Origin of the sequence: Bradyrhizobium liaoningense, assembly GCF_018130825.1 — a bacterium.
Lineage (GTDB): Bacteria > Pseudomonadota > Alphaproteobacteria > Rhizobiales > Xanthobacteraceae > Bradyrhizobium > Bradyrhizobium liaoningense_B.
The window spans coordinates 1,018,471-1,031,680 of record NZ_JAFCJS010000001.1; the positions used below are offsets into that span (position 1 = coordinate 1,018,471).

Below are 13,210 nucleotides of genomic sequence, written 5' to 3' on the forward strand. Positions count from 1 at the left end.
TCCTGCTATTGTCACAGGCCATGACTTCGCGCGATTCCGCCTCGTCTGAGATCACGCCGGCCGTGCTGCTGCGCGCCTATGCCTGCGGCATCTTTCCGATGGCCGAAAGCGCCGACGATCCGACCCTGTTCTGGGTCGAGCCGGAAATGCGCGGCGTCATCCCGCTCGACGGTTTTCGCGTGGCCTCGCGGCTCGCGCGCACCGTGCGCTCGGATACCTTTCGCGTCACCGTCAACACCGCCTTCAAGGCCACGATCGCCGGCTGCGCCGCGCCGCAGGCCGGACGCGAGGACACCTGGATCAACAAGCGCATCCGAGATCTCTATGGCGGCCTGTTCGAGCTCGGCCACTGCCACAGCGTCGAGGCCTGGGAGGGCGACGACCTCGTCGGCGGGCTTTATGGCGTGAGTCTGGGGCGGGCCTTCTTCGGCGAAAGCATGTTTCACACCGCGCGCGATGCCTCGAAGGTCGCGCTGGTGCATCTGGTGGCGCGGCTGATCCATGGCGGCTTCGAGCTGCTCGACACGCAATACGTCACAGAACATCTGAAGAGCTTTGGCGCCGTCGAGATTTCGCGGCGCCGCTACACCGGACTGCTCGACAAGGCGCTTGCCGGCGACCCCGGCGAATTCCTGAGGCTCTCGCCCGGTGAAGCGATCCCGGGTGCGCGCGCACTCGAGATCATCGCTTCGCGGCAATAGATCAGGTTTATCGGCTGCCGAACCCGGGGATCCCGAACAAACCCGGCCGCTGCTCCGGCGGCGGGGGTGGCGGCGCCGGCTGCGCTTGCGGCGGTGGCGGCAACGGCTGCGGCGGGCGCTGCTGCACCGCCTGCTTGGGCGCGGCCTTCTTCTGCGCGGGCGGCGGCGGAGGCGCAGGCTTGTTCGCGGGATCCGGCGCCGCGGTCGCAATGGTCTGCTGCGGCTCTTTGCAGTCGGTCAGCCAGATGTCGTAGATCGGATGCTCGACGCCGTGCAGGCCGGGGCTTGCCGCATACATCCAGCCTGAGAAGATCCGCTTCACCTCGCCCTGCAAGGTGATCTCGTCGACCTCGACGAAGGCGTCAGTGTTGGCGGCTTCCGTCGCCGGCCGCGTGTAGCAGGCATTGGTCTTGACGCGAAGCGCACCGAACTGGACGGTCTCGCCGATCTCCTCGTCGAAATTGATGATGCGCCCGGTGATCTTGTCGAGGCCGGAGAAGGTCGCCTTCTTGTTCACGATCTTCTGGGCCGGCGGCTCGGTCACGACCTCGTCGCCCGGCTGCAGGCTCGCCGGCGTCTGCGGCACGGCACCGCCCGGCCCGCCCTTCTGCTGGGGCTGGCGCTGACCGGGCGCACCCGGCTGATTGGGCGGCGTGATCGCGGCGGAGGGCGGCTGGTTTGGCGGCGCGACGGTCGAGCCTGGCGGCGGCGCCAAAGGCTGGGTCTCCACCGGTCCCGGCATGACGTTACCCTGACGTCCCTGAGGCGGCGGCATCGGGCGCGAGGGCAGCACGCGGCCCTGCGGCGGCAGCTCGGGGACCTCTTCGTCGTCGTCGGGGAGCTGCGGCTGCGGCTGGCCACGCGGAATGCTGCCCGGCGGCCGCGGCGGCGGATCGGAGAAGATCGTGCCGATCTGCGCCTGCGCAGGCGTCGCAACCGTCAGCGCGGTGGCGGCCAAAAGCGCCGCAAGGCCTGTCAGGGTAAAGGTTTTGAACATCTCGCGCGGCTTCAACAGCGAATCGGGCTTGTTGGACATTCTACAGGGGATACCGCCGCTCGCAGGCCCTCCGGTTAACACGCCGAATACGGCGGGGGAAGGGCGGCATCCCTGCCCTTCCCGGCGCCGTCTGGCCAGACCGGCTCCAGGATGGGATAGTCGGATACCTCCTCTCGGAGCCCCAAGGCGGGCATAAGGCGGACATTCGCCTCCCCGGAAACGACGTCCAACCATAACCAGAAGCCTAAAGAGGTCGCCCCCGATGCCCGTTGTCCTCGATCCCGACGCCGCCGCCGTCTACAGGGCGTTCCAGGAGGCCGGCCGGCCCGCCTACGAGACCCTGACCGCAGCTGAGGCGCGCGCTTATTATTTGCAGGCGCGCTTTGCCACCAATCCCGAGCCGCCGGAACTCGCCCGCATCGCAGAGCTCGCGATCCCGGCGCCGCACGGGGACGTCCCCGCCCGCCTCTATGTGCCGAAGGAGCCTCGCCGGCATGACGGCCTGTCGCCGGCCCTGGTGTTCTTTCACGGCGGCGGCTGGGTGATCGGCGATCTCGACTCCCATGACGTCGTCTGCCGCCAGCTTGCGGTCTCGGGCGCGTTGATCGTGATCTCGGTCGACTACCGCCTCGCGCCCGAGCACAAATTTCCGGCGGCCGCTGATGACGCGATCGCCGCAACCAGATGGATCGCCGCCCATGCGCGCGAGCTCGGCATCGACGCCTCGCGCCTCTCGATCGGCGGCGACAGCGCCGGCGGCAATCTCGCCGCGGTCGTCGCGCTCGCCGCCCGCGACGCCGGCGGCCCCGCGATCGCCGGCCAGCTATTGATCTACCCGGCGACCGATTTCGCCATGACGCATGGCTCGCACAGCGAGCCCGAAACCAGTGTGCTGCTGACCCATTCGGTGATCCGCTGGTTTCGCGACCACTACCTGACCGGCACCGCCGACATCCACGACTGGCGCGCCTCGCCGGCGCGCGCGCAAGACCTCGCCGGCGTGCCGCCGGCCTATGTGCTGACCGCCGGCGCCGATCCGCTGCGCGACGAAGGCGATGAATATGCCGCGCGCCTGAAGCAGGCCGGCGTATCAGTCACGTACAAGCACTATCCCGGCCAATTCCACGGCTTCTTCACCATGGGCAAATTGTTGCAGCAGGCCAATGTCGCCGTCGGCGAGATCGGCGCGTGGTTGAAGGGATTGGGGTAACGCGCCTTCCTCCATGCCTTCCATCCTTCAAACCCTCTTCGCCCTCCCCCTGCGCGCCCTGACCTGGCTCGGCGACCAGGGCACGCGCGCCGTGGCGGCGATCGCATTCATCGCCGTCGCGGTGCCGCCGCTCGGCACGCTGTTGCGCCCCTACGTCACCGAGGCGATTTTCCTTCTGCTCTGCATCTCCTTCATGCGGGTCGACCTAGCCGCGCTCTACGGCCATCTCCGCCGGCCGGCATTGATCGCCAGCACGACGGCCTGGACCACGATCGGCGTGCCGCTGGTCGTCGGGCTGGTGGCCCATGGCAGCGGCCTCGACCGAAGCTCGCCGGGACTGTTCCTCGCGCTGATGCTGCAGGCCATGGCCTCGCCGATGATGGCAGCGCCGGCGCTCGCCGCACTGATCGGCCTCGATGCCACGCTGCCGCTGGTCACCCTGGTCACCGCGACCGCGCTCGTGCCGTTCACGGCCTCGTTGTTCGCGAGCCTGTTTCTCGGCGACATGCTCAGCATCTCTCCGCTCACGCTCGGCCTGAAGCTGCTCGGCATCCTCGCGGTCTCGCTGATTGGCGCGACGGCGATCCGCTGGATTGTCGGCGCCAAAGCCATCCAGCGCCACAAGCGGCCGATCGACGGTTTCAACATCCTCATCCTGCTGGTCTTCGCGTCCGCCGTGATGGGCGACGTGGCGCATGACTTCGTCGCCGATCCCGTGTTCACGATCGGCGTCGCACTGCTCGCCTTCGCGGTTTATTTCACCCTGCTCACTGTCACGACGCTGATCTTCCGCCGCGCCGGCTATGAGCGCGCCTTCGCCGTCGGGCTGATGGTGTCACAGCGCAATCTCGGCCTGATGCTGGCGGCGACCGCGGGCGCGCTGCCGCCGGCGACCTGGCTCTATTTCGCGCTGACGCAGTTTCCGATCCATCTTGCGCCCTATCTGCTGACGCCGATCGCGCGGCGACTGACGGCGCGCGCGGACACGGCCAGGGCGACGGTTGCAGGCAGCTCGAGTTAGGACGCTCTCATGTCGGCGCCCCCGCAGATTTCGACGCCTTGAAGATATACCGGTTGGTGCTGAAGAAATATTGTTCCGCCTCGGCGAGGCGCTCGAACTCGCTGTGCCATGCAGTGAGATCATCAGCGGAGACGTCGTTCGTGCGGCTGACGAAATCCCTGATACCCTGTGCCAGTCCCTTGCTGTAGCTCTCGTCATCGATGCTCCGTCCAGATGAAATCCGGCACTGATCAGTCTCGAGGCCATCGATCGCGGCAGACGCGGATGGGCGCAATGCGCCTCCCATGATGTCATGACGGCGGCCATGCGTTCCCGGTTGTCGGAATGCCAGACCACCGCGTCCCAATCCGTTGCGACGAAAATCGTTCGGCCGCCCGGTTTCAGCACGCGACATGCTTCGATCAGGACGCGGTCGACATCGGGCACGTACTCGGCGACCTGGGTGCAAACGACGGCGTCGAACGACGCATCGGGCTGACCCAACTCCGTCGCGTTGCCGATGGCATATGAAATCCACTCCGACGCCTTCTGCCGGTCGCAGACGGCGATCAGGTCGGTCGACACATCGATGCCGACGACAGATCCATGGGGACCGACGAGCTCAGCCATGCTTTCGCAGAGATAGCCCGGACCGCATCCGATATCGAGAACGCGCTCGCCGGCAGACAGACCGAGCTGCCGGATTGTCTCCGCGCGCTGGGCTTTCACATCGCCCGTGAGATAGAGTCTCTGGAGCCGTTTCGCGTTCTCATTGCTGTACTCCATTCCGCTCATCATCGCCTCCATGGTCGCACGGCAAGTGAGATGTCCTATCCCGCCCGCGCCGCGCGCCGCAGCGCCTGTGGCGGCTGGCCGAAGGCGCGGATGAAGGCGCGCCGCATGCGTTCGGGGTCGCGGAACCCGGTCGTCTCCGCGACGAGCTCGATCGCCTCGCGCGAGGACTGCACGCGCTCGCGCGCGACTTCGAGGCGGAGCCGCTCGATCGCCTTCGATGGCGTCGTGCCGGTCTCGGCGGCAAAGGCGCGGGCGAAATGCCGCGCGCTCATGCCGGCGCGATCGGCAAGCTCCTCCACCGTCAGCGGCGCGTCGAGATTTTCGCGCGCCCAGGATAGCAGCGCGCCGAAGCGGCCGTTCGGCGCCTTCAATTCCAGCAGCGAAGAGAATTGCGACTGGCCGCCGCTGCGGCGATGGTAGAGCACGAGCTGGCGCGCCGTCGCCTGCGCGATCTCCTCGCCCTGGTCCTCGGTGACCATCGCCAGCGCAAGGTCGATGCCGGCCGTGATGCCCGCCGAGGTCCATACATTGCCGTCGCGGGTGAAGATCTGGTCCGGCTCGAACTTCACTTTGGGATAGCGCGCGACGAAATCGCGCGTCCGGCCCCAATGCGTCGTGGCGCGGCGGCCGTCGAGCAGGCCCGCTTCGGCCAGCACGTAGGCGCCCGAGCAGACGCTCGCGACCCGCGCGCCGCGCTTCGCCAGGCGTTGCACGAAGGCGCGCGTGATCTCGCAGCGCGCGGCCTCCGCAACGCCGGCACCGCCCGCGATGACCAGCGTCGTGATGGCATTCGCCGACTTGAGATCTCGCGCCATCATCTCGGCACCCGACGAGCTGCGTACGAGCCCCGCCTTCACCGCCAGCACCCGCAGCGCAAGCGGCTTGCCGGACGCACGCGCCGCGATCTCGAACGCCGAGATCGGACCGGCTGCGTCGAGCAGCTGGAAGTCGGGGAAGATCAGGATGCCGATCATGGGCCAGCTCCGAATGATATGTCCGAAAGTGAGGGAATTACGCCATTTTGGACAGAAGGGCATCATGCCAGTTTGCGCCCGTCAAGCACTTCATTGGAGGTTCTCATGTCGGCGCCGCTGCAGATTGGACTTTTGGTGTTCCCGCGCGTCACCCAGCTCGACTTCACCGGCCCGTTGCAGGTGTTCTCCGCCGTCCCCGGCGCGAAGTTGCATCTGATCTGGAAGCGGATCGAGCCGGTACCGAGCGATTCCGCGCTCATCGTGACGCCGACCACGACATTCGCCGATTGCCCGCAACTCGACGTGATCTGCGTGCCCGGAGGTCGCGGCACCGACGATCTGCTCAATGACGAGGAGGTGCTCGAATTCCTGCGCCGGCAGGCGGAGGACGCCAAATATGTCACCTCGGTCTGTACGGGCTCGCTGGCGCTCGGCGCCGCCGGCCTGTTGAAGGGCTACCGCGCCGCCACCCATTGGAGCGCGATGGAGATGCTCAGCCAGTTCGGGGCGACGCCGACCAAGACGCGCGTCTGCGTCGATCGCAATCGCGTGACGGGCGGCGGCGTCACCGCCGGGATCGATTTCGCGCTGACGCTGGTGTCGATCCTGGTCAGCCGCACCGCGGCGGAGGCGATCCAGCTCGGGATCGAATACAATCCGGCGCCGCCGTTCAATTCCGGCTCGCCCGACACCGCGCCCGCCGAAGTGCTCGCTTTCGTCAAGCAGCGCATTGAGCCTCTGCAGGCCTACCGCCTCGATGCCGTCGAACGCGCGGCGGCGCGTGTGATGTAGGCATTCCACCTTCGGTCTGGAACTGAGGTTTCGGGGGACGAGTTGAACCCGCACGAAACTCACGGCATCCGGAGCGCAATCATGGAGCATCTCCACTACCCCAACGAAAGCACTGAGTATCGTACCGCGCGAAATGCGTTGCTGAACGAGGAGATTGCCCTCCGAGCTCAGATTGAGGCCGTTGCCGCCGGGCGTCGCGCGCTACCGCTCGGCGGCGAGGTGCCGCAAGATTACGTCTTCGAACGCATCGGCAAAACGAGCATGCCGGAACAGGTCAGGATGTCGGAGCTGTTCGGCCCTCATGACACGCTGATCCTGTACAGCTTCATGTATGGGCCGGAGCGCGAGCTGCCCTGCCCCGGCTGCACCCATTTGCTTGACGGGCTCGACGGCGCCGCACGGCATGTCGGCGAGCGTGCAGCGCTTCACATCGTTGCGAAATCGCCGATCGCGCGCCTCGCCGCCTGGGCCCACGAACGAGGTTGGGAACATCTGTCGCTGCTCTCCACGGCCGGCAACACCTTTGATGCGGACTACTTCGGCGACACCTCGAAGTTCTCCAAGGGGATGCGCGCGCAGCACCACGTTCCCGACGGGCAGAATTGGGACGAGACGATCTTCAACGTCTTCAGGAAAGCGAATGGCAAGATCAGGCACTTCTGGGGCTCGGAGATGAGCTTCGCGCCGCCCGCGCCGAAGCAGCATCATCGCGCCGGTGATCTGGTCGATCCGCTCTGGGGCCTTTTCGACATGACGCCCGAAGGCCGCGGCGACTTCTTCCCGAAGGTGCGCTACGACTGAGGCGCACAAACCGGCCGACGAAGTGCCTCACAGAAAAAGGCCGCTCGGTTTCCCAAGCGGCCTTTCCTGTCTTACGGCGGCTGCACATTCACATCGGGCGATTTCGGACCTTCCAGACCGGGGGCCTATCTCCCGATCGAGTCCTGGTCGGCGGCCGCTGCATTTCGGGACAGTCGCGAGCTGTTGCCCGAACCGAACGCGATGGTTTCCCATCTCCGTAAGATGGGATCATTGAGCCGCATCGCCCGCGTCAACGCAACGACCGCGCAAGCGGCATCCCCGCTGTTCCCGTTGTCCACAGCGGCGTGATGCGGATGCGGATGCATCCAGTCGAACGATGGAAGATCGCTGGCAGCTAGCCGGGGGTCCAGGGCTGGTAGTCGCCGGTCGCCTTGGGGCGCTTGCCGCTGGCGAGCGTCGAGCCGGAGGGCCGGTAGGCCTTGGCCGTGCCGGTGAGATTCGGCTGGTGCGGTTTTTCCCACTCACGCGGCTGGTAGTTGATCTCGGTCGGCGGGGTGTCGACGACGTGATGGATCCAGCCATGCCAGGCCGGCGGGATGCGGCTCGCCTCGGCATAGCCATTATAGATCACCCAGCGCCGCTCGAAGCCGAGGGTCGGATCGATCTCCCCGCCGCGGGTGCGATAATAGAGGTTGCCCTGCTCGTCCTGGCCAACCAGCTCCCCGTACCGCTTGGTCCAGAGCTGGGTGCCAAACGTCTGGCCACTCCACCAGGTGAAGAACTTCAGAAAGAATTGTTTCATGCGGCAAGGGCCCTGCTTCGTCCGGCCCTGATGCCATCCGGACGGCAAAATGTCCAGTTCGCCGGGTGCGGCCGCACCCGCCGCAAATGCGTGCCTCGGACAACCGCTTCCCGCCGCAAATCGGACGCGATCCGTTCATGCCGGGTACAGCGGTCCGGTGAGACGCTCTCGGCACGCGCAAACCGGCGTGATCCCGGAACTTCAACCCCTGCACAGGGTTTGCCTCCCGGGAAAGGAGTTTTGACATGAAAAGTCTGAAAGTTCTCAGTGCCGTCGCGGCTGTGGCGTTGGTTCTTCCGATGGCGAGCCCGAGCTTCGCACAGAATCGTCCCGCAGCGGGCGGAGGCGGTGGTGCCCATATTGGCGGCGGCGGTGGCGGCGGCGCGCGGATCGGCGGTGGCGGCGCGGCCTTCCACGGCGGTGGCGGCAATTTCGGAGCCGGCGCCGCGATGCGCCCGAGCGGCGGCAATTTCGCGGCCGGCGGGGCCATGCGTCCCAGCGCGGGCAGTTTCGCGGCCGGCGCGGCACGTCCAAGCGGCAGCGGTTTCGTAGGTGGCATGGCGAGCCGTCCCACCGTCTCGCCGTCCTTCAGCGGGACGCGCAGCGTCGCAACTGCGGGCAACTGGCAGGGCGGCAGCGGCAATTGGAGCGGCCGTCACTGGCATCGTCGCGGCGGCTTCTGGCCCGGCTTCGCGGCAGGCGCCGCGATCGGCGGCCTCGGCTCGTACGCCTATTACGGCGGCGGGTATTACGATGACCCCTACTACTATGGCGACAGTTACTACGATGAGCCATCAGTGGCGGTGGTGCCCGACGGTGGCGGCGATTCCGCGGCCTACTGCGCGCAGCGTTACAGATCGTATGATCCGGCCTCCGGCACATATCTCGGCTATGACGGGCAGCGTCATCCCTGCCCGTAAGCGGACCGAACAGGTTTGAAGGAAGAGGCGTCGCAGCGATGCGACGCCTCTTTCGTGTGTATCGCGCCCCTCACCTGTGCCGCGTGCACCAGCCTCGTGCTTGCGACGTTGTGTACAAGTTGATGCAAACGGACCTCTATTCACCCCGCCGTGCATATCTACCCTGATCCAATCCAAAATTGACCCGACCCACGATTCGCGGATATCACCATTGCCTGTGGGGACTTCGATCTACTGGGAAATGTCATGCCGCGTATCCTCGTGGTAGATGACGATCCGATGGTCGGCGCGACCATCGAGGTCCTCCTCCAACGTCAGGGCTTCGACGTCACGCTGGCTGACGGCGGCGAAGCGGGACTGGCTGCGCTGGAAACGCAATCCTACGACGTGATGTTGGTCGATATCTTCATGCCGCACATGCGCGGCTTCGAATCCATCCGCATCTTTCACGAGCGCGCGCCGGCGATCCCGCTGATCGCGATGTCCGGCTATGCCTTCGCCTCGTCCGCCTCGCCCTCTCCCGATTTCCTGCGCATGGCGCTGGAGCTCGGCGCAAGCCGCTGCCTGCGCAAGCCATTCACGCCGGAAGCGCTGCTGACCAGCATCCGGGAATGCCTCGCCGGCGAGAGCGCACCGAAGGACAAGAAAGAAGCCCCTTGATTCCAACGCAGCGCGTCATTCTCGGTGCTGGACTTGCAATCCTCCTGATCATCACCGCAGCCTCGATCGCCCTCGACGTGAAGTCGCGGTCCGAGGCCGCGTGGGTCAATCACACCGTCCAGGTGCAGAAGAAGGTCTCCGATCTGCGCGTGCTGCTGCGTCGCGCCGAGAGTGCCGCGCGCGGCTACGAGCTCTATCGCAGCCCGGGTTTCAAGGACGAGTTCGAGACGGTGCACGCCCAGATCGCGCCGGCGCTCGCCGATCTCAAGCGCGGCGTGCGCGACAATCCCGATCAGGTCGCGCTGCTGGAGGGCACCGAGCCGCTGGCGCTGCGCCGGGTCGAAATCGCCGCCGAGGCGATGCGCCTGCGCGCCATGAACGACCAGGCCGGCATTACCGCGCTCAACAGCAAGGCCGAAGGCCGCGGCCTGATGGACACGGTGATGGCCAATCTCGACCAATTGAGCGCAGAGGAGGAACGCGTGCTCGCCGCGCGCTCCCAGGATTCGCGCCGCACCGGCATCGTGCTGCTCGGCATCGATGTCGCCGGCGCGCTGGTGATCCTGCTGCTGGTCGTGATGGTGATGCGCGAGAGTCAGCGCACCCAGTTCGTGCTCAAGAGCACGCTGCTGGAGACCACGGCCGCCAAGGAGCAGCTCGAGGCCGCGGTCGCCGAGCGCACCGAGCACCTCGTCACCGCGCATGACGAGCTGCGGCTGTCGGTCAACGTGCTCCAGAGCACCTTTCGCAGCATGGCGGAGGCGGTGCTGGTCATCGACGCCGAGGGCAACGTCCTGCTGTCCAATCCGGCCGCCGAACGCATGCTGCTGCATCGCGCTGGCATGAACCTCGGCAATCTGCGGGCGCTGTCCGACGTCTTTCACGGCGACGGCCTCACGCCGATGAAGGCCAGGGAGCTGCCTTCGGCGCGCGTGCTGAGCGGCGAGGAGTTCGAAGATCTGGAGATGATCGTCCGCCCGCACAGCGGCAATCAGATCCGCCATCTCATGATCAGCGGCCGACCGATGCTGGACGGGCAAGGCGACATCACGGGCGCAGTGCTGGTCTATCATGACGCGACCACTTCGCGCGAGACCGAGCGGCAACTGCACCAGTCGCAGAAGCTGGATGCCATCGGCAAGCTGACCGGCGGCGTCGCGCACGACTTCAACAACATGCTGACCGTCATCTCCGGCAACACGGAGACGCTGGTCGCGAGCCTGAAGCAGCAGCCGGAGCTGCAGCGCGTGGCGCGCCTGATCGACGATGCCGCCGAGCGCTGCGCCGAGCTGATCCAGCATCTGCTTGCGTTCGCGCGCAGGCAGCCGCTGCAGCCGCGCAACGTCGAGATCAACGCCGCGATTACGGACATCGCCAAATTGCTGCGCCCCACGCTCGGCGAGCAGATCCAGATCGAGACGGTGCTGGAACAGGGGCCGATGACGGCCCATATCGATCCGTCCCGACTCACCAATGCCGTGCTCAACATGGCGATCAACGCCCGCGATGCCATGCCGAACGGCGGCAAGCTGCTGCTGGAGACCCACCGCGTCGTGCTCGACGAGGCCTATGCGCAGGCCAATGCGGAGGTTCGGCCCGGCCCCTACGTGATGCTCGCGGTCAGCGACACCGGCACCGGCATGTCGGCCGATACCCAGCAGATGGCATTCGAGCCGTTCTTCACCACCAAGGAAGTCGGCAAGGGATCGGGCCTTGGCCTCTCCATGGTCTACGGCTTCGTCAAGCAGTCCGGCGGCCACATCAAGATCTACAGCGAGGAAGGCCACGGCACCACGATCAAGCTCTATCTGCCGCCGGGCGAAGGCACGCCGGACGCGGCCGCGACCGTCGCGCCGCAGGCCGAAGGCGGTGCCGAGACCATCTTCGTGGTCGAGGACGATCCGCTGGTGCGCAACTTCGTCACCGCGCAATTGCAGAGCCTCGGCTACGAGACGGTCTCCGCGCCCGACAGCCGGGTGGCGCTGGAAATGATCGAGGCCGGCCAGGCCTTTGACCTGCTGTTCACCGACGTCGTCATCCCCGGCGGCATGAGCGGGCGCGAGCTCGCCGATAAGGTGGCAACGCTCCGCCCCGGGCTGAAGGTGCTCTACACCTCCGGCTACACCGACAACGCCATCGTCCACCACGGCAAGCTCGACGACGGCGTGCTGCTGCTGACAAAGCCCTATCGCCGCAACCAGCTCGCCGAGATGATCCGGAAGGCGCTGGGCGGCGGAGGGATGGTGGCTGGCTAGCGCGTGAACTGCCGAAGGCGCTGCAGTCACACCATATATGAGGGCACTGGCTCAGGATGCGAGTTCCGGTTGTCCTCTTGAAACGCCGTAGCTGGCTCGGATCCGCGCCGGAGGTGTTCCGACACCGCGCCATGCAACGACTGAAGCCGTTTGATCTCGATCGAGCCAGTCTCAAGCAAAAAACAAGCGCATCTCAAGGACAAATCGCCTCGCCAGCCCAATCTCTGAGCATGCTCTCGCCGACAAATGTGTGAGCCGGTGTCGCGACGGTCCGCTTGCGGAGCGCGATACCGAGCGCAGTCACCAGATGCACAGCCAGGACCTTGATCTGCGGCCGGCATTGACGACGCAGCTTCGACAGGTGCTCGCATGAAAAGACGAGAATTCATCTTGTTGATTGGTGGAGGACTGGCCTGGCCTGCGATCGCACGGGCGCAGGGCGGAGCCAAGCTGCATCGTATCTTCTGGGTCTCGACTCAGTCCGAACCGGATCCTTTCCTGGACGGCCTTCGCGAGGGAATGCGCGCGCTGGGATACGTCGAGGGCAAGACGGTAAGCTTCGAGACGCATTATGCCCCTGGCAATCCGCAGGCACTGCGCAAGATCGTCTCCGAGTTGCAGCGAGGGGATATCGACCTTGTGGTCTCGAGTGGTCCGGCGACACGCGTCATGACCGCGGTCACCGACATCCCCGTGCTGTTTGCATTGAGCGGTGACCCCGTCGCTTTGGGTGTGGTGAAGAGCCTTGCTCACCCCGGCACCAATTTCACCGGCAGCACATTCCTGTCGCTCGAGCTGGCAGGAAAGCGCGTTGAGCTGCTCAAGGACATTTATCCAAGGCTGCGAAAATTGGCGGTCTTCTCGAACACGGATCATCCGGGAGAGCCACTGGAATGGCGTGCGACCTTGGAGTCGTGCCGGAATCTCGGCATTGAGTCAGCCTACGTTCCGTTCTGTGGCGCTCGCGAAATCGAGAATGCGTTGATGACTGCCGGCAAGGTGGACGCGGATGCTCTCCTCGTGTTTCCCGATGCTGTGACGCTGGTGCATCGTGCGAGGATTGCGGAGTTTGCAATCGCGCACCGGCGGCCTTCGATGTTTGGCTGGTCTGAATATTGTGACGCTGGAGGTCTCTTGAGTTACGGCGCAAACCAGCGCACGACCTATTTTCGGCTTGCGACTTATGCCGACCGCATCCTGCGCGGTGAAAATCCGTCAGATCTTCCGGTGATGCGCCCCGAGAAGTTTGAACTGGCAGTCAATCTGAAGACAGCCAGGCTTCTGGGTATCGACCTGGATGTGTCGTCGATCCTGTTTCGCGCCAGCAAGGTGATCTCCTGAG

Annotated in this window: 13 protein-coding genes and 1 pseudogene; 9 read left to right on the forward strand and 5 right to left on the reverse strand. The window is 65.7% G+C overall.

What is annotated here, in order from left to right; all coding sequences use genetic code 11:
* The first annotated feature begins 20 nt into the window (after positions 1-20).
* Positions 21-701, forward strand: a complete 681-nt coding sequence (gene aat, locus JQ603_RS04875) for a leucyl/phenylalanyl-tRNA--protein transferase (protein ID WP_212336956.1) — start codon at positions 21-23, stop codon at positions 699-701.
* A 7-nt stretch (positions 702-708) separates the two neighbouring features.
* Here the strand turns inward: aat and JQ603_RS04880 are convergent, their stop codons facing one another.
* Positions 709-1,737 (reverse strand): DUF2155 domain-containing protein, encoded by a 1,029-nt coding sequence (locus JQ603_RS04880; protein WP_212336958.1) that lies wholly within the window; start codon positions 1,735-1,737, stop codon positions 709-711.
* Between the two features lie 223 nt (positions 1,738-1,960).
* Here JQ603_RS04880 and JQ603_RS04885 point away from each other — a divergent pair, with 223 nt between their 5' ends.
* Positions 1,961-2,908 carry an alpha/beta hydrolase gene (locus tag JQ603_RS04885; protein ID WP_212336960.1) on the forward strand — a complete coding sequence of 316 codons (948 nt, stop codon included), beginning with the start codon at positions 1,961-1,963 and terminating at the stop codon, positions 2,906-2,908.
* A gap of 13 nt (positions 2,909-2,921) precedes the next feature.
* Positions 2,922-3,929 carry a Na+-dependent transporter gene (locus tag JQ603_RS04890; protein ID WP_212336962.1) on the forward strand — a complete coding sequence of 336 codons (1,008 nt, stop codon included), beginning with the start codon at positions 2,922-2,924 and terminating at the stop codon, positions 3,927-3,929.
* Positions 3,930-3,936: 7 nt separating this feature from the next.
* Here JQ603_RS04890 and JQ603_RS37925 read toward each other — a convergent pair whose 3' ends face one another.
* The 3 genes and pseudogenes from JQ603_RS37925 to JQ603_RS04900 all read right to left on the reverse strand — a co-directional run bounded on the left by JQ603_RS37925 (position 3,937) and on the right by JQ603_RS04900 (position 5,677).
* Positions 3,937-4,323, reverse strand: a complete 387-nt coding sequence (locus JQ603_RS37925) for a hypothetical protein (RefSeq protein ID WP_245003519.1) — start codon at positions 4,321-4,323, stop codon at positions 3,937-3,939.
* Positions 4,206-4,715: pseudogene (locus tag JQ603_RS37930) on the reverse strand (methyltransferase domain-containing protein); the annotation flags it as partial. The pseudogene JQ603_RS37930 and the gene JQ603_RS37925, both read right to left, overlap by 118 nt.
* A gap of 23 nt (positions 4,716-4,738) precedes the next feature.
* Complete coding sequence (locus tag JQ603_RS04900) at positions 4,739-5,677, reverse strand: GlxA family transcriptional regulator (RefSeq protein ID WP_212336964.1); 939 nt, start codon at positions 5,675-5,677, stop codon at positions 4,739-4,741.
* 105 nt (positions 5,678-5,782) lie between these two features.
* On the opposite strand from JQ603_RS04900, the gene JQ603_RS04905 reads away from it, so the two are divergent.
* Together JQ603_RS04905 and JQ603_RS04910 are read left to right on the forward strand one after the other, a co-directional pair.
* A complete protein-coding gene (locus JQ603_RS04905) occupies positions 5,783-6,469 on the forward strand; it encodes a DJ-1/PfpI family protein (RefSeq protein WP_212336966.1) in 687 nt (228 codons plus the stop codon).
* 81 nt (positions 6,470-6,550) lie between these two features.
* A complete protein-coding gene (locus tag JQ603_RS04910) occupies positions 6,551-7,270 on the forward strand; it encodes a DUF899 family protein (RefSeq protein ID WP_212336968.1) in 720 nt (239 codons plus the stop codon).
* Between the two features lie 355 nt (positions 7,271-7,625).
* Here the strand turns inward: JQ603_RS04910 and JQ603_RS04915 are convergent, their stop codons facing one another.
* Positions 7,626-8,033, reverse strand: a complete 408-nt coding sequence (locus JQ603_RS04915) for an NADH:ubiquinone oxidoreductase subunit NDUFA12 (RefSeq protein WP_026312721.1) — start codon at positions 8,031-8,033, stop codon at positions 7,626-7,628.
* A 245-nt stretch (positions 8,034-8,278) separates the two neighbouring features.
* On the opposite strand from JQ603_RS04915, the gene JQ603_RS04920 reads away from it, so the two are divergent.
* The 4 genes from JQ603_RS04920 to JQ603_RS04935 all read left to right on the forward strand — a co-directional run bounded on the left by JQ603_RS04920 (position 8,279) and on the right by JQ603_RS04935 (position 13,209).
* A complete protein-coding gene (locus JQ603_RS04920; RefSeq protein ID WP_212336970.1) occupies positions 8,279-8,953 on the forward strand; it encodes a BA14K family protein in 675 nt (224 codons plus the stop codon).
* A gap of 246 nt (positions 8,954-9,199) precedes the next feature.
* Positions 9,200-9,613 carry a response regulator gene (locus JQ603_RS04925; RefSeq protein WP_212336972.1) on the forward strand — a complete coding sequence of 138 codons (414 nt, stop codon included), beginning with the start codon at positions 9,200-9,202 and terminating at the stop codon, positions 9,611-9,613.
* A complete protein-coding gene (locus tag JQ603_RS04930; protein WP_212336974.1) occupies positions 9,610-11,868 on the forward strand; it encodes a CHASE3 domain-containing protein in 2,259 nt (752 codons plus the stop codon). The genes JQ603_RS04925 and JQ603_RS04930 overlap by 4 nt, the downstream gene beginning before the upstream one ends.
* Positions 11,869-12,237: 369 nt before the next feature.
* Positions 12,238-13,209, forward strand: a complete 972-nt coding sequence (locus JQ603_RS04935) for an ABC transporter substrate-binding protein (RefSeq protein ID WP_212336976.1) — start codon at positions 12,238-12,240, stop codon at positions 13,207-13,209.
* The last annotated feature ends 1 nt before the right edge of the window (position 13,210 follow it).